The organism is Streptomyces sp. a15 (genome assembly GCF_059026085.1).
Genome location: NZ_JBWLKM010000002.1, coordinates 1 through 16,669 on the forward strand (window position 1 = coordinate 1; position 16,669 = coordinate 16,669).

Below are 16,669 nucleotides of genomic sequence, written 5' to 3' on the forward strand. Positions count from 1 at the left end.
GACACCACGAGAGCGGAACAGCCAGGCGGAATAAGCCCGGCTGTTCACAGCGTCCTCGCTGTGTTTTCTTCAAAGGAACCTCGCCACCGGAAGAATCCGATGGACGGGGTATCAACATATCTGGCGTTGACTTTTGGCACGCTGTTGAGTTCTCAAGGAACGGACGCTTCCTTTGTACACACCCTCTCGGGCTTTCCTCCGGGCGCTTCCCTTCGCTGTCCCAAACTCTATCAGTGTTTTTCCGACCCTCTGACCACCGTCCTGCAGGCATGCAGAAGATGACCCCGAGATAGGATCTGACAAGTTGGGTGCTGCCGGGCAAGGACGCCAGGTGCGTCGCTCAGCCCCGAGCAGGAGTACGACTGTACACGGGCCCGCGGAGTCGGTGCAAATCGATTGGAGATGTGGTCTAGACCTCTAATCGTGAGCTTCGTGCGGAACCGGTACTTCATATGACATACCCTGCTGATCAGTGCGCCGTCCGGAACAGACAGTGACGGTGTCCATATAGATCTCCATCCCCGGGAGGCTTCCCATGACCACCGTGATGTCCCCTCTTGCCGGACGTGCCATCGGACTGGCAGCAGTGCCCGATCCGGTCTTCTCCGGGGCCATGGTCGGCCCGGGCACGGCCATCGACCCCGTGCGTGAACCTTCCGAGGCTGTCGCGCCCGTGGATGGAGTCATCGTCTCGCTGCACCCGCACGCCTTCGTCGTCGTCGACGAGACGGGGCACGGCGTACTCACCCACCTCGGCATCGACACGGTGCAGCTCAACGGTCAGGGGTTCGAGCTGCTCGTGAACAAGGGCGACACCGTCACCCGTGGGCAGAGCGTGGTGCGCTGGGACCCGGCGGCTGTCGAGGCCGCCGGTAAGTCTCCGATCTGCCCGGTCGTGGCGCTTGAGGCCACGGCCGAGGCACTCGCCGAGCTCCGTGAGGACGGCGACGTGAAGTCGGGCGACACTCTCTTCGTCTGGAAGTGACGTCGGCGCCGTCGTACGACGGCAAGTAGGGACAACCACCGCGGCGGCGGGACCCGCCGCACTATCGGAGACGGTGAGATGGAGACAACGCTGCGAGGCGTCGGTGTGAGCCACGGTGTGGCGATCGGCGAGGTTCGGCACATGGGAACGGCGGTTCTCGAACCGCCTGCCAAGCAGATCCCGGCGGAGGACGCGGAGCGCGAACAGGGTCGCGCCCGCAAGGCCGTGGAGGCTGTGGCGGCCGACCTTATGGCGCGCGGCAATCTGGCAGGGGGCGAAGCCCAGGCGGTGCTCGAGGCGCAGGCCATGATGGCCCTGGACCCCGAGCTGATGTCGGACGTGGAGCGACGCATCGCCGTCGGGAGTACGGCGGAGCGTGCCGTGTACGACGCCTTCGCCGCGTACCGCGCCCTGCTCGCCGGGGCCGGTGAGTACCTGGCCGGTCGGGTGGCCGACCTCGATGACGTGCGGAATCGTATCGTCGCTCGCTTGCTCGGGGTACCGATGCCGGGTGTCCCGGACAGCGACGAGCCGTATGTCCTCATTGCTCGGGACCTTGCGCCGGCCGACACCGCTCTTCTGGACCCGACGCTGGTCCTCGGTTTCGTCACCGAGGAGGGCGGGCCGACCAGCCACAGCGCGATTCTGGCTCGTGCTCTCGGGGTGCCGGCCGTGGTGGCGCTGCCCGGTGCGGGCGAGCTGGCCGAGGGCACGGTGATCGCCGTGGACGGGAGCACCGGCGAGATCTTCGTGAACCCCACTGAGGCGAGGAAGACACGGCTTACGGTCGAGGCCGCCGAGCGCAAGGCCGCGCTGGCCGCCTCGACGGGACCGGGTGTCACCTCCGACGGTCACAAGGTGCCGCTGCTGGCCAATGTCGGCGGTCCGGCCGACGTGCCGGCGGCCGTCGAGGCCGGGGCCGAGGGTGTCGGTCTGTTCCGTACCGAGTTCCTGTTCCTCGACGACAGCAAGAACGCTCCGTCGGAGGAGAAGCAGGTCGACGCCTACCGCCAGGTGCTCGAGGCGTTCCCCGAGGGGCGTGTCGTGGTGCGTGTGCTGGACGCGGGTGCGGACAAGCCGCTGGACTTCCTGACGCCGGCCGACGAGCCGAACCCGGCGTTGGGTGTGCGTGGTCTGCGGACACTGCTCGACCACCCAGAGGTGCTGCGCACGCAGCTGACCGCGCTGGCCAAGGCTGCCGAAGGGCTGCCGGTCTACCTCGAGGTCATGGCTCCGATGGTGGCGGACCGTGCCGATGCGAAGGCGTTCGCCGACGCATGTCGTGAGGCGGGGTTGCAGGCGAAGTTCGGCGCGATGGTGGAGATTCCGTCGGCCGCGCTGCGGGCGCGCTCGATTCTGCAGGAAGTCGAGTTCCTGTCCCTGGGGACCAACGACCTCGCGCAGTACACCTTCGCCGCGGACCGTCAGGTGGGTGCGGTGTCCCGGCTGCAGGATCCCTGGCAGCCCGCGCTGCTCGACCTGGTCGCGCTGTCCGCCGAGGCGGCGAGGGCCGAGGGTAAGAGCTGTGGTGTTTGCGGCGAGGCCGCGTCCGACCCGCTGCTCGCATGTGTGCTGACCGGTCTCGGTGTCACCTCTCTTTCCATGGGTGCGGCGTCGATTCCTTATGTCCGGGGTTCGCTGGCGAAGTACACACTGGCGCAGTGTGAGCGGGCCGCGGCGGCCGCCCGGGCTGCGGACAGTGCCGAGGAGGCGCGCAACGCGGCTCAGGCGGTGCTGTCCGGCGAGTAGTGGCCGGGCCGACCGGCCGTCGGCTGGGTCGAGGGGCGCTCAACCTGCGGGTGGAGCGCCCCTCACGCGTTCAGTGGTGGTGTCCCGGCGTCTGCCCCGTGTCGCCGAGGTCCGGCGGCACGCAGTAGTCGACGTCCGATTCCGGGGAGATGAGGTCTCCGGAGTCGATGTCCGTGCAGTAGGCGTCGAAGACCTCTCCGGCAGTGAGGGGTTCGAGGCCTTCTCCGCGCATGCGCCAGCCGTAGATACGGTCCGGGGCACCAGGGGTGCTGGTGCGCATCACGAGGCCGCCTGGGCCCTGGGTTGCGAGGCCGAGGGCCAGGACGGTGGTGAATTCGAGAGCTTCGGCTTCGTCGAGGTGGGTGGCCCCGTCGGTGTCTTCCTCTGTGTGGAGCACCGACACCAGCGCTTCCGGAGTGCCGGTGACACTGCAGACGAGGTGTCGATCTCCCTGCTGGGCCGTTTCGAGGATGCGGACGAGGAAGTGGGAGGCGCGGACGAACGCCGCGCGGCCGATGTCCTCGCCGCAGGAGGCACAGGCACCGAGGCGGGCCAGCAGGGTGCTCGCGTACTCCCAGGTGGCCTGCCGGACGGCTTCGTCCACCAAGGCCGGTACGAGGTCGGCCAAGGGCTGACCGTCGTAGGGGATGGTCGGGCCCGTTGTCGCGAGCTCGGCTGTGAAGCGTGTGCGGCTGGACTGGATGTCCGGGTCGAGGCCCGCGTCCGTGCAGTACTCGGCGTACTCCTGCGGGTCGAAGAGGGCGACCGTGGTGTGGCTGCCCTGGGCGGCGCGGGTTTTGAGGAGGTCTTCGACCTGTCGTAGATAGGCCGTGTGGTCGTTGAAGGTGAAGCTTCGGTAGCGCCGCATGGCGCGGAAGTCGTGCTCGTCGGTCAGCAGACCGATGGTGCCGGCGATTTCGCGGCGCAGGATGCGTCGCATGGTCTGGTGGTCGGTGTGCGCCATGGTTCCCCCTGTGTGCGGTCGATCAATGCTCACTCACAGTAACCGGGGGCACTGACAATGGCGGCCCGGAGAGGCTGTCACGGACGATCCGGGGCGGTTTATGCAGGTCGCGGCGATGGTGGTGTCGAAGGCGGTCCAGCTGATCGGGCCGGTGGCGACGGCCTCCGTGACGGCGAGTGTTCCGAATCCCCCTTGCCGAGCTCGAGGCTGCCGACGTGGGGTGCAGCCGGCCTCGGACTTCGGCGTCGTACTGGGCGAGTCCGAGGCCGCCTACGGCGGTTGACCGGGGCTGGGGTCAGGCGCGTTTGCGGGCCAGGTCCTCGTAGAAGGGGAGCAGGTCGAGGTTGTCGATGGAGCCCGGGTTGACGGCCTTCTCCAATGGGGTGCCCTGGAGGAGGCGCTTCACAGGCACCTCGATGCGTTTTCCGGTGAGGGTGTGCGGGATGCCGGGTACTTCGATGACCTCGTCGGGGATGTGGCGGGGGGAGAGCTGTTCGCGGATCGTCTGCTTGATGCGGTTCAGGAGGGCCTCGTCGAGGACGGTTCCCGGGACCAGGTGCACGAAGAGGGGCATCCAGTAGCCGCCGTCGGGTTGTTCGATGCCGATGACCAGTGATTCCTTGATCTCGGGGAGGCGTTCGACAGCTTCGTAGATGTCGGCCGAACCCATGCGTACGCCCTGACGGTTGAGCGTCGAGTCGGAGCGGCCGTGGATGACGACCGAGCCGCGTGAGGTCACGGTGATCCAGTCTCCGTGGCGCCACACTCCGGGATAGGTGTCGAAGTAGCTGTCGTGGTAGCGGCTGCCGTCCGGGTCGTTCCAGAAGTGGATCGGCATGGACGGCATGGGGTTGGTGACAACGAGCTCGCCGACCTCGTCGATCAGGGGCTTTCCGCTCGGGTCCCAGGCCTGCAGGTCGGTGCCCAGCCCGGGCGCCTGGAGTTCTCCGATGTACACGGGCAGGGTCGGTACGGCTCCTGCGAAGCAGGAGCAGACGTCCGTGCCGCCACTGACGGACGCGATCCACAGGTCGTCGCGGACCTCGTCGTGCAGCCAGCGGAATCCGTCGGGCGGCAGGGGCGAGCCGGTGGTGGCGACGCACCGCAGCGTGGAGAGGTCGTGGTCGCGGCCGGGGTGCACGCCGGCCTTGCGGCAGGCCATGACGTACGCGGCCGAGGTCCCGCAGAGCGTGGCTCGGGTGCGTTCGGCGACCCGCCACTGGGCGCCGGTGTCGGGATAGCCGGGGCTGCCGTCGTAGAGGACGATCGTGGTGCCCGTGAGGAGGCCGGAGACGAGGAAGTTCCACATCATCCAGCCGGTGGAGGTGTACCAGAAGAAGCGGTCCTCGGGGCCGAGGTCGCAGTGCAGGCCGAGCTGCTTGAGGTGCTCGACAAGGATGCCGCCCTGGGACTGGACGATGGCCTTGGGCAGGCCGGTCGTACCCGAGGAATAGAGCACCCACAGAGGGTGGTCGAAGGACACCTGCTCGAAGACGGGCTCGGTGTCGGCGGCCGTCAGGGCCGACCACTCCAGCGCGCCTTCGGGAGCCTCGGTGCCCAGGAGGGGGATGTGGACGACGACGCGCAGGGTGGGCAGTTCGCGGCGCAGTTCGGCGACCGTGTCGCGGCGGTCGTGCTCCTTGCCCCCGTAGCGGTAGCCGTCGACGGTGAACAGGACCACCGGTTCCACCTGCTGGAAGCGGTCCAGGACGCTGCGGGCGCCGAAGTCAGGCGCACAGGACGTCCAGACGCCGCCCACGGCGGCCGTGGCCAGGAGGGCGACCACCGCCTGCGGGATGTTGGGGAGGTAGCCGCTGACGCGGTCTCCGGGGCGTACGCCGAGGGCGCGGAGTTCTGCGGCCAGGGAGCCGACCTGGCGGCGCAGTTCGGACCAGGTCACCGGGCGCGGGTCGTGGGTCTCGTCGACATGGAGGAGGGCGGGTTCGTCCGCACGGGTCTCGGCGGCGCGCAGGGCGTGCTCGGCGTAGTTCAGGGTGGCTCCGGGGAACCACTGGGTGCCGGGCATCGAGCGGTCGCCGAGCACGCGCGCGTAGGGGGTCGAGAAGCGTACGTCGAACCACTCCGTGACGGCTTTCCAGAACGTGTCCAGTTCGTCGACGGACCAGCGGTGGAGTGCGGGGTAACCGCCCTCTGCGGGAGCGCCGTGCTGTTCGGCGGCCCATGCCTGGAACCTGGTGACCTGTGCCTGGGCGATGTGTTCCGGATCGGGCTGCCAGAGCGGCTGGGGGTTCACGGTCGACATGGGGCGGCTCCCGGACTGTGCGCGTCGTGTGCGTCGTCCGCGCACGGGCTGGGGTGTGCGCGTGACGCGGCTGATATGGACGATGCCATGTGATCAACTCCTACACCAGGGTGTGCCCCACATAGTCCGTGTCGTGAAGATGTGGTCCCAGCACGGGTGAACGGCAGTTGAACGACACGCAATCGTGGGGCAGTCAATGGCAGGCTGAGCAGCATGGACGGTCGTGACCTGGTGCGTTCGATGAAGGCGGTCGGTTCGGTGGGATCGGCCCAGGGGTTGCGTACCGTACGCGCCGCGTGGCGCAGGAGGCGTGCCGATGCCTCCGGGCTGCCACCGCGAGGGGCGGAGCGGGCGCGGGTGCCCGGGCCCGTGCGAGAGGTGGAGCCCGGGCCCGGGGGCGGTGTCGTCCGGTTCAGCCGCTCCGAGCTGCGGGTCACCGTCGCCGTGAACGGGGCCGTGTTCTGGGGGTGGGACGGGGCCGGTCCCGAGCCGTCGTACGCGCTCGCCGGCCGCTGCCCGGAGCCGGACCCGCGGGCGGTGCTGGAGCCGGACAAGGACGGCGGCTGGCGGGTCGTGGCCGAGCGGGTGACAGTCGCCGTCTCGCGGCACGGCGCGGTCGAGGTGCTGACGCCCGGAGGGGTGACGCTGCGCCGGGATCTGCCGCCCCGCTGGTGGGAGCCGGTCGGCGGCGGCCGGGCGCGGTGGATGCAGCGCTCGGAGGTGGCTGCCGACGCGCGCTTCTTCGGGCTCGGTGGGCGCGCTTCGGGGCCCCGGCTGCGCGACGGGACGTACCGGCTGTGGAACACCGATCCCGGCCGCCCCTTCGGGCCTGACGACGACCCGCTGTACGTCACGATGCCGGTGCAACTGGTGGTGGCCGACGCGGCCACGCATCTGGCGTTCCACGACACCTCGTGGGACGGCACGGTCACCCTGCGGGAAGGTGAGGAGGGCGCCGGGTCCGGACACGACCGGGCCGGCACGTGCGAGCTGAGGATGGACGGCGGGCCGCTGCGCTGCTGGGTGATGGTGGGCACCCCCGCGCGCGTGCTGCTCGCCTGGGCCTCGCTCACCGGGGCACCGGCGCTGCCGCCGGCCTGGGCGCTCGGTCACCATCACGCGCGGTGGGGCTTCGGCAGTGAGCAGGAAGTGCGACGGATCGTTTCGGGCTATCAGCAGCGCGGTCTGCTCCTCGACGCGGTCCACCTCGACATCGATCACTATGACGCGCACCAGGTGTTCACCGTCGATCAGGATCGCTTCCCCAAGTTGCCGGTGCTCGCCGAGGAGTTGCGTCGGGACGGGATCCGGCTGGTGTCGATCGTCGATCCCGCGGTCAAGGCCGAACCCGGCAATGCCGTGTTCGACGCCGGGACGGACGAGGAAGCGTTCGTACGGGACGGGGCCGGGCGGCTCGTGCGGGGAGTCGTGTGGCCCGGAGAAGCCGTCCATCCGGACTTCACGCACGCGCGCGTGCGGCAGTGGTGGGGGCGCCTCTATCAGGAGCGGCTCGCGCAGGGTTTCTCAGGCTTCTGGCACGACATGAACGAACCCACCTCGTTCGCCGCCTTCGGGGAGTCGACGCTGCCGCGGTCGGCCGGGCACGCGCTGGAGGGGCGGGGCGGGGACCATCGCGAGGCGCACAACGTGTACGCGCTGTGCATGGCCCGGGCGGCATACGAGGGGCTGCGCGAACTGGCCCCCCAGGAGCGCCCCTTCCTCTTCTCGCGCTCCGGCTGGGCGGGGATGCAGCGCTACGGCGGGACGTGGTCGGGCGACGTCGCCACGGGCTGGCCCGGGCTGCGGGCGTCGCTGTCACTGGTGATGGGGCTGGGGCTGTGCGGAGTGCCGTATTCCGGGCCGGACGTGGGCGGCTACGACGGGAGTCCGTCGCCCGAGCTGTATCTGCGGTGGTTCCAACTGGGTTCGTATCTGCCGCTCTTCCGCACCCACGCGAGTCATCGGGCCGGGCGCCGGGAGCCGTGGGAGTTCGGTGCCGACGTGTTGGAGCACGCGCGCGTGGCGCTCGTCGAACGTCGACGGCTGTTGCCGTACTTCGTGACCCTGGCGCATCTGGCCCGACGTACGGGGGCGCCCTATGTGCGGCCGCTGTGGTGGTCGGCGCCCGAGGATCGCTCGCTGCGTGACTGCGAGGACGCGTTTCTGCTGGGCGACTGCCTGTTGGTGGCGCCGGTGCTCGATCCGGGCGCGGACCGGCGAGCGGTGCAGTTGCCACGGGGACGCTGGTACGACACGGCGACGGGGCAGGCCTACGAGGGGCCGGGGCAGGTCCTCGTGGACGCTCCGTTGTCACGGATTCCGGTGCTCGCGCGGGCGGGCGCCGTCATCCCGGTGCGCGGTGCGGACGGCGGGCTGGAACTGGAGGTCTGGGCGCCGGCCCGGGGACGCGTCGGGGGCGGGCTGGTGGTGCCGGACGCGGGCGACGGCTGGGACGAGCCTGAGGTCGAACGCTACGTCGCCCGCTGGGAGGACTCGCAGGTGGTCGTCGAGCGGGAGGGTGAGGACGGCCTGAGCGAGCCGCCTCACCCCGTGCGCGTGCGGGGCCAGGGGACGGGCTGAGGTCAGACGTACCGGCCTTCGAACCATGCCCGCACGACCAGCGTGTGCAGGGGGAAGGCGAGCTCCTCCGGCCTGCGCAGGAGGTGACAGCCCTCCGTCTCGTCCGTGGCCGCGGACGGCGTGAGCCCGTCCGCGGAGCGCTCGGGCAGGATCCCGAACAGCAGGAGGTGCCCGTCGGAGGAGCTCAGCGCGTCGACGAGCCGTACGTCGCGGCTCGCCGCGTCGATGCCCGTCTCCTCCTTGAGTTCGCGGACGAGGGCCTGCCGCCAGTCCTCGCGGTCGTCGATGTAGCCGCCGGGCAACGCTATGCCTCCGCGCGCGGGGGCGATGGTTCGGGTGATGACCACCAGGGCGGTGCCCTGAGTGTCGTACACGGGTTGGAGGGCCACCGCGACGGGGAGCGGATTGCGGTAGGCGACCGTGCTGCAGGCCGGACAGGTGCGGGGCCAGCCGGAGACGCCCTCTCCGTAGAGAGCTCCGCAGGCCGAACAGTGGGAGCCGGGCGCGGAGTTGGGGATGGAGTGCTGAGTTTCGGACACGCGGCGGACTGTATCCGATCACCGGAAGGGCGTCTTCCGGAGGTGGCCTTCTTGCTGTCGGTCAGCGTTCAGTGGCTGCTGGTCAGCGACTTCGCGGACACCGGGAAGTCGAAGTAGGTGTCCGGGTAGGGCTCGGGCTTGTAGGTGTAGTGCCACCACTCCTCGGCGAGATTCACGAAGCCGAGAGCCTCCAGGGTGCTCTTGAGGAGCAGCCGGTTGGCCCGCTGTTCGCCCTGGATGCGGGGATCGAGGGTGTGCGAGAGGGTGTCGAAGCAGTCGAACCCCGTGCCCATGTCGACGGAGTTGTCGGGGAAACGCTCGCTCTTGGGGGCGTAGCAGGGCACCAGGGGCTCTCCCGGAAGGTAGGGCCTGGTCGGCCTGGCTGGGAGCTTCACGATCGTGAGGTCCATGGTGGAGCCGCGGCTGTGGCCGGATTTTTCGGCGATGTAACCGTCCTCGAACAGACGGGTCTTGTCGACGTCCGGGTAGAACTCGCCCTTCATGGCCTGGTCGTCGAGGTCCTTCGCCCAGCGCACGAAGTGGTTCACGGCGCGCTGCGGCCGGTAGCAGTCGTACACCTTGAGGGTGTAGCCCTGGCGCAGGAGTTCAACCTGCGCCTGGTGGAGCGCTTGGGCAGCGGGGCGGGTGAGGATGCAGACCGGCTGCCGGTAGCCGTCGATGCGCTCGCCGACGAAGTTGTGCGGGGTGAAGTAGCGCATCTCCTGGATGATCGTCGGGTCCACGGTTCTGAGGGCCACGAAGTCCTGCGGCGCCTTGGGTTCGGCGCCGGCCCGGGCAGTGCCGGAGGCCGTGGTCACGGCCAGCAGGGCGGCGAACGCGACGACCAGCCTGCGTACTGCGCTCGTGAGTCGTGTCATGTCTCCTGCATCTATCAGGAGTGTGTTCCGCCAGGGAAGCGATCGGATGCAGTTCGCCTCGAAGGAAGCATCACGACGACGGGCCTGCCCATGTGGCGCCCGCCGTGGCACACTTCTGACGTTCCGTCAGATTTGATGTCGGGAGGGAACGTGTCGCGTACGCCTACACCTGTGGTCGCCGGGTTGTTCGCCGGCGATGGAGACGACTTCACGCTGCTCGGAACCCGCTGCCGCGCCTGCGCCTCGGTCTTCTTCCCTCGCGAGGAGTTCCACTGCCGCAATCCCGGGTGCCAGGGCGGCGATCTGGAGGAGGTCCCGCTCTCCCGGCGCGGACGCATCTGGTCGTACACCGACAGCCGATATCGACCTCCGTCACCCTATGTGACCAATTCGGAACTTCCATGGGAGCCGTGCGCGTTGATCGCTGTGGAGCTGGAGGCAGAGCGGATGGTGGTGCTAGGACAGGCGGTTCCCGGAGTCACCGTCGCCGATCTGGCGGTGGGCATGGAGGTGGAAGCCGTGCCCGGCGTGCTCCATGAGGACGCGGAGACGATCTGGACGACCTGGCAGTGGCGGCCGACGGGGGTGACGGTGTGACAGGTGAGGTGGCCGTGCTCGGCGCGGGCATGCACCCGTGGGGTAAATGGGGGCGGGGCTTTGTCGAGTACGGAGTGGTGGCGGCCCGCGCGGCCCTTGCGGACGCCGGGCTGGACTGGCGGGAGGTCGGCTCGGTCGTCGGCGCGAACACCGTGCGGGGCGGCTATCCGGGGTATGTGGCCGGGGCCACGTTCGCGAAGGCACTGGGCTGGCAGGGGGCACGGGTCACGAGCGTGTACGCGGCGTGCGCGTCGGGGGCGCAGGCGGTCAACACTGCGCGCGGACAGATACTTTCGGGCCTCGCGGAGGTGGTGCTCGTGGTCGGCGCCGACGCCGCACCGAAGGGGTTCTTCCGGCCCGCGGGCGGAGACCGGCCCGACGATCCGGACTGGCTGCGCTTCCGGGTCCTCGGAGCGACCAACCCCGTCTACTTCGGGCTGTACGCGCGTCGGCGGATGGCCGTGCACGGTGACACGACGGAGGACTTCGCGCAGGTCAAGGTGAAGAACGCCGCCTTGGGCGCGCTGAATCCCTACGCCCGCTATCGCAAGCGGGTCACCGCCGAGGAGGTCGCCGCCTCGGCCGTGGTCGCCGATCCGCTGCGGTTGCTCGACATCTGCGCGACCTCGGACGGCGGGGCGGCCGTGGTGCTGTCCAGCATGGAGTTCGCGCGCCGGCACGGGGTGGCGGATCCGGTGCGGATCCGGGCCGTGTCCACGGTGACGCCGCGCTACCCCAACACCGTGCTGGACCTGCCGGACATCGCGACGGACTCCGCGGTGGCGGCCGAGCCGACCGGCGAGCCGTTCCGGTTGTCCATCGCGCGGGCGGCCTACGAGGAGGCGGGCATCGGGCCTGAGGATCTCTCCCTGGCCGAGGTGTACGACCTGTCCACCGCTCTGGAGTTGCAGTGGTACGAGGACCTGGGGCTGTGCGGGGAGGGCGAGGGGACGAAGCTGCTACGGGAAGGCGCGACGACCCTGGGCGGACGCATACCGGTCAACGCGAGCGGTGGGCTCGCCTCGTTCGGAGAGGCCGTGCCGGCCCAGGCGATCGCCCAGGTGTGCGAGGTGACCTGGCAGCTGAGAGGGGCTGCGGGTGACCGGCAGGTCGCGGGCGCGCGAGTGGGAATCACGGCGAACCAAGGGCTGTTCGGGCACGGGTCGGCAGTGATCGCGGTGCGGTGAGGGAGGAGCGGCAGGAGTCCGGTCGGCCCACAGAGACGACCAAGGGCCGCAAGGGCTTTCCCATACGCTGTGTGACCATCCCGGAATCCTGCGTGAACGTCTCATGAACTGGGCCTGGGCGTCCTCCGACAGCGCCATCATGCTCCCGTGCGCTCCTGGACGGATACTCTCCGCTTCGCCTTCCAGCCGGTGGTCAATCTGACGACCGGCGGGGTCGCGGGGCTGGAGATACTCGCCCGCCCGGAGACCGGGGACATCCTGGCCGAGGCCCGCCGGGACCCCGAACTCGACGGTCGGCTGGCGGTGTTGGCGGTCCGCTCGGCGGTTCGCAGGGAGACCCTGCTGCCGCTGCACGTCAACGTGTTCGCCGGCACCCTCGCCGACCTCGGCGGACTCACCCCGCTGCACGACGCCGTGCGCCAGGCTGGGCGGCTGCCGTGGGAGGTGACGATCGACGTCGGACCGCCGTACACCCACGTACCGCAACAAGCGCTGTTGGAGGCACTGGCCGGGCTGCGGGAGCAGGGTTTCCGGATCAGTGCGGACGGTGTCGGCGACGGGGACGTACCGCTGCGACTCCTCACCGACATCGCGCCCGACCTGGTGAAACTCGACGCGTCGCTGCTCGCGCGGCCGGCGGCCGTGCGGGCGATGCGGACCCTGTGCGACGAGCTGGGTGCGCTGCTGTGCGTCGAGGGGGTGGAGACCGAACTGCAGTGCGCCGCGGCGCTGTCGGCCGGGGCTCAGCTCGCGCAGGGCGAGCTGTTCGCGCCGCCGTCGAGGCTGCCGGCCGCGGACGTATACGTTCCGCCCCGCTCCCCCGGTGTCGTCGAGGCGCCGCGTTCGGGGCCGACGGTGCGGGAGTTCGTACGGCCCGCCGCGCTGCTGCCCGCCACCGCGTCGGCGAGCCAGGTGCGGGCGCTGCTGACGGGGTCGCCGGACGTGTCCGGGGTGCTCCTCGTGGACCGGGACGGGGCGCCTGTGCGGTCGGTGCACCGGTCCCGCTTCCTGCTGTCCATGTCGGGCCGCTACGGGCATGCCCTGTACGCCGACCGGCCCGCCGCCAAGCTCGGTGACCCGCCCAGGACGGTGGGCGTCGACGCCACGGCGTGGGAGGTCCTGGACGTGGTGGCCGTCGGGGACCGGGACCGTACGTCGGACGACGTGGCCGTCGTCGACCGGTACGGCCGGTGCGTGGGTGTCGTACGGCTCGCGGACCTCGTGCGAGCCCTGGCCGAGAACCGGGTCGAGGAGGCCGCCGGGCTCAATCCGCTGACACGGCTGCCCGGTTCGGACGCGATCACTGCCGAGGTGGACCGGCGGATCGCGAACGGGCGGACCTTCGCGCTCAGTTGGCTGGACGTGGACCACTTCAAGCAGGTCAACGACGGGGCCGGGTTCGCGGCCGGTGACGAGCTGATCCGGTCCGTGGGCCGGGCGCTGCTGCACGCGGTGTCCGGCAGTGCGCGGGTGGGCCACATCGGCGGGGACGATTTCCTGGTGCTCGCGGAGCCGGAGGGGCTGGAACCGCTCGCCGCCTCGGTGCTGGACGTCCCCTGGTCGGCGGGCGGGCGTCCCGTCACGCTGTCCCTGGCCACGGTCCTGTGCGTGCCGGGCAGCGTGACGGACCACCGGGAAGCGGCAGCCTGTCTGGCACCGCTGAAGCAGGCCGCGAAGTCCCTGGACGGGGCGAGTTGGGTGCTGGGCCGCGCCGGGCTGGCCGGGCACGAGATCCGTCGGGGGTCGGGGGCGACGACTGTGCGGGCGGGGTAGGCGGGGCGGATACCGGGCGGGGAGTCGCCGGCGTGGGCGCGGGCGACCGTAGCACGGGGCGGCACGGCCGGTGCCGTGGACACGGGGCGGGCATTGGCAGGCCCGGAGCCGGTCGACGCGGGGGCAGGCACTGGCCGACGCGGGTCAGGCAGCAGTAGGCGGGGAACAAGCACTGGCCGAAGTGACCGGCCACGTGCGCTGTGGGGCAGAGACGATGTCCTCGGCCGTCGGGTACTTCTCGCCCTGCGCTATCCAGAGGCGGCGCATGCACTGCCGATGCGGGCAGATAGGCGTAGGCGGGAGGGCAGGCACTGGCCGGGCAGCCCGCAACCGTAGGCACGAGGGCAGGCACAGGCCCAGCAACCACACACGCCAAGGCGGCGCAGGCCGACACCCGCATGCCGGACCGGAGAGGACGTTGAGGGCCGCCCGTGACCGTCCCTGCGGCCCAGGCGGATTCCCGGCGGCCCTTTCCGCCCCTCCTCCCCGACCCGGAGGGACAGGTCACTGCTCGGGCTCGGCCACAAGCCCCGCAAACGTTGCCGTCGGCGACCTTGACGCTCCCTGGGCGCCGGTGAACACTTCCGGTGTCAGTCGACATCGCCGTACATTCTCGGCGTATTCAGGCACTGCGCCGCGCGGGTCCACCTGAGCCGAGGCCCGTACCCCCACGGGCGATTCGGCTGCGACGGCACGCTCGTCGCGGACGCCGGGCGGGGCGCGGGACTCTCCCTGCCCTCGGCAGTTCGCCAAGGGAACCGCACCCTGCACGGAGGACCGGGGCCGATCGTCCCGGGCCCAGGGCCTAGGAGCCGCCATGAGCAACGGAGACATTTTCGTCGGCGAGGTCATCGGTACCGCGATTCTGATCTTGTTCGGCGCCGGCGTATGCGCCGCCGTCACCCTGAGATATTCCAAGGCCAGGGCCTCGGGGTGGATCGTGATCGCCTTCGGCTGGGGATTCGGCGTGCTGGCGGGTGCGTACACCGCCGCTCCCCTCTCCGGCGGACACCTCAACCCGGCCGTGACGTTCGGCATCGCCGTCGACACCGGTGAATGGAGCAAGGTCTGGGTCTATGTGCTGGGTCAGATGGTCGGCGCCATGCTCGGCGCCGTCCTGTGCTATCTCACGTACTTCGCCCAGTTCCAGGCCAATGTCAGGGAGACGGGCACCACGGAGGGCACGGCGGAGGAGCCGCTGCCGACGCTCGGTATCTTCTCCACCATCCCCGAGATCCGGAACCGGGTCGCCAACCTCGTCACGGAGATCATCGCGACCGTCGCGCTCGTCCTGCCGATCCTCGCCTTCGGGCTGACCACGGGGCTCGGTGAGTCCGGGACCCTCGTGCTGATCGTCTCGCTGCTGGTGGTCGGTATCGGTCTCTCCCTCGGCGGGCCGACCGGCTATGCCATCAACCCGGCGCGCGACCTCGGCCCACGCATCGTGCACACCTTCCTGCCGATCCCGAACAAGGGCACCTCCGACTGGAAGTACGCCTGGATCCCGGTCGTCGGCCCGCTGATCGGCGGAACGCTCGCGGGTCTCATCTACAACGCAGCCTTCTGAGCAGCTTCCGAGCAGTTCCAAGCAGCTCTGCGCAGCATCCTGAATCCCAGCCCAAGGGGTAGCCATGACGGACAACGCCGCCAAGTACGTCGCCGCAATCGACCAGGGCACCACCTCCAGCCGCTGCATCGTCTTCGACCACAACGGCGCGATCGTCGCCGTCGACCAGCGCGAACACCGCCAGATCTTCCCGAAGCCCGGCTGGGTGGAGCACGACGCCACCGAGATCTGGTCCAAGGTGCAGGCGGTGGTCGCCGGGGCGATCGCCAAGGCCGGTCTGCGCGCCGACCAGCTCAGCGCGCTCGGGATCACCAACCAGCGCGAGACGACGGTTCTGTGGGACCGCGCGACCGGCAAGCCCGTGCACAACGCGATCGTCTGGCAGGACACGCGTACGGCCGCGCTGTGCAACCAGCTGGGCGGCTCGGACGGGCAGGACCGTTTCCGCGAGCAGACCGGGCTGCCGCTGGCCAGCTACTTCTCCGGGCCCAAGGCGGCCTGGCTGCTCGACAACGTGCCCGGCCTCAGGGCGCGCGCCGAGCGCGGCGAGATCGCCTTCGGCACCATCGACTCCTGGCTGATCTGGAACCTCACCGGTGGTACGGACGGCGGGCAGCACGTCACCGACGTGACCAACGCCGGGCGGACCATGCTGATGAACCTGGAAAGCCTCCAGTGGGACGCGTCCATCCTGTCCGCGATGAGCGTGCCTGAGGCCGTGCTGCCCGAGATCAGGTCGTCCGCCGAGGTGTACGGCACGGCGGTCGGCCAGCTCGCGGGCGTACCGGTCGCCTCGGCGCTGGGCGACCAGCAGGCGGCGGTGTTCGGGCAGGCCTGCTATGACGTGGGCACGGCGAAGAACACGTACGGCACCGGCAGCTTCCTGCTGCTCAACACCGGCAACCGCCCGGTGCCGTCGAAGAACGGGCTGCTGACGACGATGGGCTACAAGATCGGGAGTGAGGCGCCGGTCTACTGTCTGGAGGGGTCGATTGCCATAACGGGCGCACTGGTTCAGTGGTTCCGCGACCAGCTCGGCATCATCCGTACCGCCGACGAGATCGAGCCCTTGGCGGCGAGCGTCGAGGACAACGGCGGGGCGTACATCGTGCCCGCGTTCTCCGGTCTGTTCGCGCCGTACTGGCGTTCCGACGCGCGCGGTGTCGTCACCGGCCTCACCCGGTACGTCACCAAGGCACACCTCGCGCGCGCGGTGCTGGAGGCGACGAGCTGGCAGACGCGGGAGGTCGTGGACGCCATGTTCCAGGACTCCGGGGTGCAGATCACCACCCTCAAGGTGGACGGCGGCATGACGAAGAACAACCTCCTCATGCAGCACCAGGCAGACGTGCTCGACGTGCCGGTGATCCGGCCCAAAGTGTCCGAGACGACCTGCCTGGGCGCCGCCTATGCGGCGGGCCTCGCCACCGGTGTGTGGAACGACCTGGACGAACTCAAGGCGCACTGGCAGAAGGACGTCGAGTGGACACCCGCCATGGAAGCGTCGGTGCGCGACCGTGAGTACCACAACTGGCACAAGGCCGTGGAGAAGAGCTTCGGCTGGCAGGAGGACGGCGAGAACTGAGG

Annotated in this window: 12 protein-coding genes; 8 read left to right on the top strand and 4 right to left on the bottom strand. The window is 69.9% G+C overall.

The window, feature by feature from the left end:
- Positions 1 to 535: 535 nt before the first annotated feature.
- Positions 536 to 985 carry a PTS sugar transporter subunit IIA gene (locus AC5P09_RS03040; protein WP_493872315.1) on the top strand — a complete coding sequence of 150 codons (450 nt, stop codon included), beginning with the start codon at positions 536 to 538 and terminating at the stop codon, positions 983 to 985.
- A 78-nt stretch (positions 986 to 1,063) separates the two neighbouring features.
- The gene (gene ptsP, locus AC5P09_RS03045) at positions 1,064 to 2,734 is read left to right on the top strand and encodes a phosphoenolpyruvate--protein phosphotransferase (protein ID WP_266443341.1); all 1,671 of its coding nucleotides are present in this window, start codon (positions 1,064 to 1,066) and stop codon (positions 2,732 to 2,734) included.
- 70 nt (positions 2,735 to 2,804) lie between these two features.
- On the opposite strand, the gene AC5P09_RS03050 is transcribed toward ptsP, so the two are convergent.
- Both AC5P09_RS03050 and AC5P09_RS03055 read right to left on the bottom strand, forming a co-directional pair.
- Positions 2,805 to 3,698 (bottom strand): DUF8829 domain-containing protein, encoded by an 894-nt coding sequence (locus tag AC5P09_RS03050; protein ID WP_493872316.1) that lies wholly within the window; start codon positions 3,696 to 3,698, stop codon positions 2,805 to 2,807.
- A gap of 295 nt (positions 3,699 to 3,993) precedes the next feature.
- Positions 3,994 to 5,961 (bottom strand): acetoacetate--CoA ligase, encoded by a 1,968-nt coding sequence (locus tag AC5P09_RS03055; protein WP_493872317.1) that lies wholly within the window; start codon positions 5,959 to 5,961, stop codon positions 3,994 to 3,996.
- A 213-nt stretch (positions 5,962 to 6,174) separates the two neighbouring features.
- Here AC5P09_RS03055 and AC5P09_RS03060 point away from each other — a divergent pair, with 213 nt between their 5' ends.
- On the top strand, positions 6,175 to 8,541 hold the full coding sequence (locus AC5P09_RS03060; protein ID WP_493872318.1) for a glycoside hydrolase family 31 protein: 2,367 nt from the start codon (positions 6,175 to 6,177) through the stop codon (positions 8,539 to 8,541).
- A 2-nt stretch (positions 8,542 to 8,543) separates the two neighbouring features.
- Here AC5P09_RS03060 and AC5P09_RS03065 read toward each other — a convergent pair whose 3' ends face one another.
- Entirely contained in the window at positions 8,544 to 9,080 is a 537-nt protein-coding gene (locus tag AC5P09_RS03065) for an NUDIX domain-containing protein (RefSeq protein ID WP_493872319.1), read from the bottom strand.
- Between the two features lie 68 nt (positions 9,081 to 9,148).
- A complete protein-coding gene (locus AC5P09_RS03070) occupies positions 9,149 to 9,958 on the bottom strand; it encodes a M15 family metallopeptidase (protein WP_493872320.1) in 810 nt (269 codons plus the stop codon).
- Positions 9,959 to 10,093: 135 nt separating this feature from the next.
- Here AC5P09_RS03070 and AC5P09_RS03075 point away from each other — a divergent pair, with 135 nt between their 5' ends.
- The 5 genes from AC5P09_RS03075 (at position 10,094) to glpK (ending at position 16,667) form a co-directional block, all read left to right on the top strand.
- Positions 10,094 to 10,555, top strand: coding sequence for a Zn-ribbon domain-containing OB-fold protein (locus AC5P09_RS03075; RefSeq protein ID WP_493872321.1), 462 nt, complete (start codon positions 10,094 to 10,096; stop codon positions 10,553 to 10,555).
- Entirely contained in the window at positions 10,552 to 11,742 is a 1,191-nt protein-coding gene (locus tag AC5P09_RS03080; protein WP_493872322.1) for a lipid-transfer protein, read from the top strand. The genes AC5P09_RS03075 and AC5P09_RS03080 overlap by 4 nt, the downstream gene beginning before the upstream one ends.
- 147 nt (positions 11,743 to 11,889) lie before the next feature.
- Positions 11,890 to 13,515 carry an EAL domain-containing protein gene (locus AC5P09_RS03085; RefSeq protein ID WP_493872323.1) on the top strand — a complete coding sequence of 542 codons (1,626 nt, stop codon included), beginning with the start codon at positions 11,890 to 11,892 and terminating at the stop codon, positions 13,513 to 13,515.
- 817 nt (positions 13,516 to 14,332) lie between these two features.
- Positions 14,333 to 15,082, top strand: a complete 750-nt coding sequence (locus AC5P09_RS03090; protein WP_493872324.1) for an MIP/aquaporin family protein — start codon at positions 14,333 to 14,335, stop codon at positions 15,080 to 15,082.
- Positions 15,083 to 15,146: 64 nt separating this feature from the next.
- Complete coding sequence (glpK, locus tag AC5P09_RS03095; protein ID WP_493872325.1) at positions 15,147 to 16,667, top strand: glycerol kinase GlpK; 1,521 nt, start codon at positions 15,147 to 15,149, stop codon at positions 16,665 to 16,667.
- Positions 16,668 to 16,669: the final 2 nt, after the last annotated feature.

Coding starts and splice junctions, on each gene's coding strand:
- AC5P09_RS03040 (WP_493872315.1), top strand. CDS start 536: ATGACCACCGTGATGTCCCCTCTTGCCGGACGTGCCATCGGACTGGCA.
- ptsP (WP_266443341.1), top strand. CDS start 1,064: ATGGAGACAACGCTGCGAGGCGTCGGTGTGAGCCACGGTGTGGCGATC.
- AC5P09_RS03050 (WP_493872316.1), bottom strand. CDS start 3,698: ATGGCGCACACCGACCACCAGACCATGCGACGCATCCTGCGCCGCGAA.
- AC5P09_RS03055 (WP_493872317.1), bottom strand. CDS start 5,961: ATGTCGACCGTGAACCCCCAGCCGCTCTGGCAGCCCGATCCGGAACAC.
- AC5P09_RS03060 (WP_493872318.1), top strand. CDS start 6,175: ATGGACGGTCGTGACCTGGTGCGTTCGATGAAGGCGGTCGGTTCGGTG.
- AC5P09_RS03070 (WP_493872320.1), bottom strand. CDS start 9,958: ATGACACGACTCACGAGCGCAGTACGCAGGCTGGTCGTCGCGTTCGCC.
- AC5P09_RS03075 (WP_493872321.1), top strand. CDS start 10,094: ATGTCGGGAGGGAACGTGTCGCGTACGCCTACACCTGTGGTCGCCGGG.
- AC5P09_RS03090 (WP_493872324.1), top strand. CDS start 14,333: ATGAGCAACGGAGACATTTTCGTCGGCGAGGTCATCGGTACCGCGATT.
- glpK (WP_493872325.1), top strand. CDS start 15,147: ATGACGGACAACGCCGCCAAGTACGTCGCCGCAATCGACCAGGGCACC.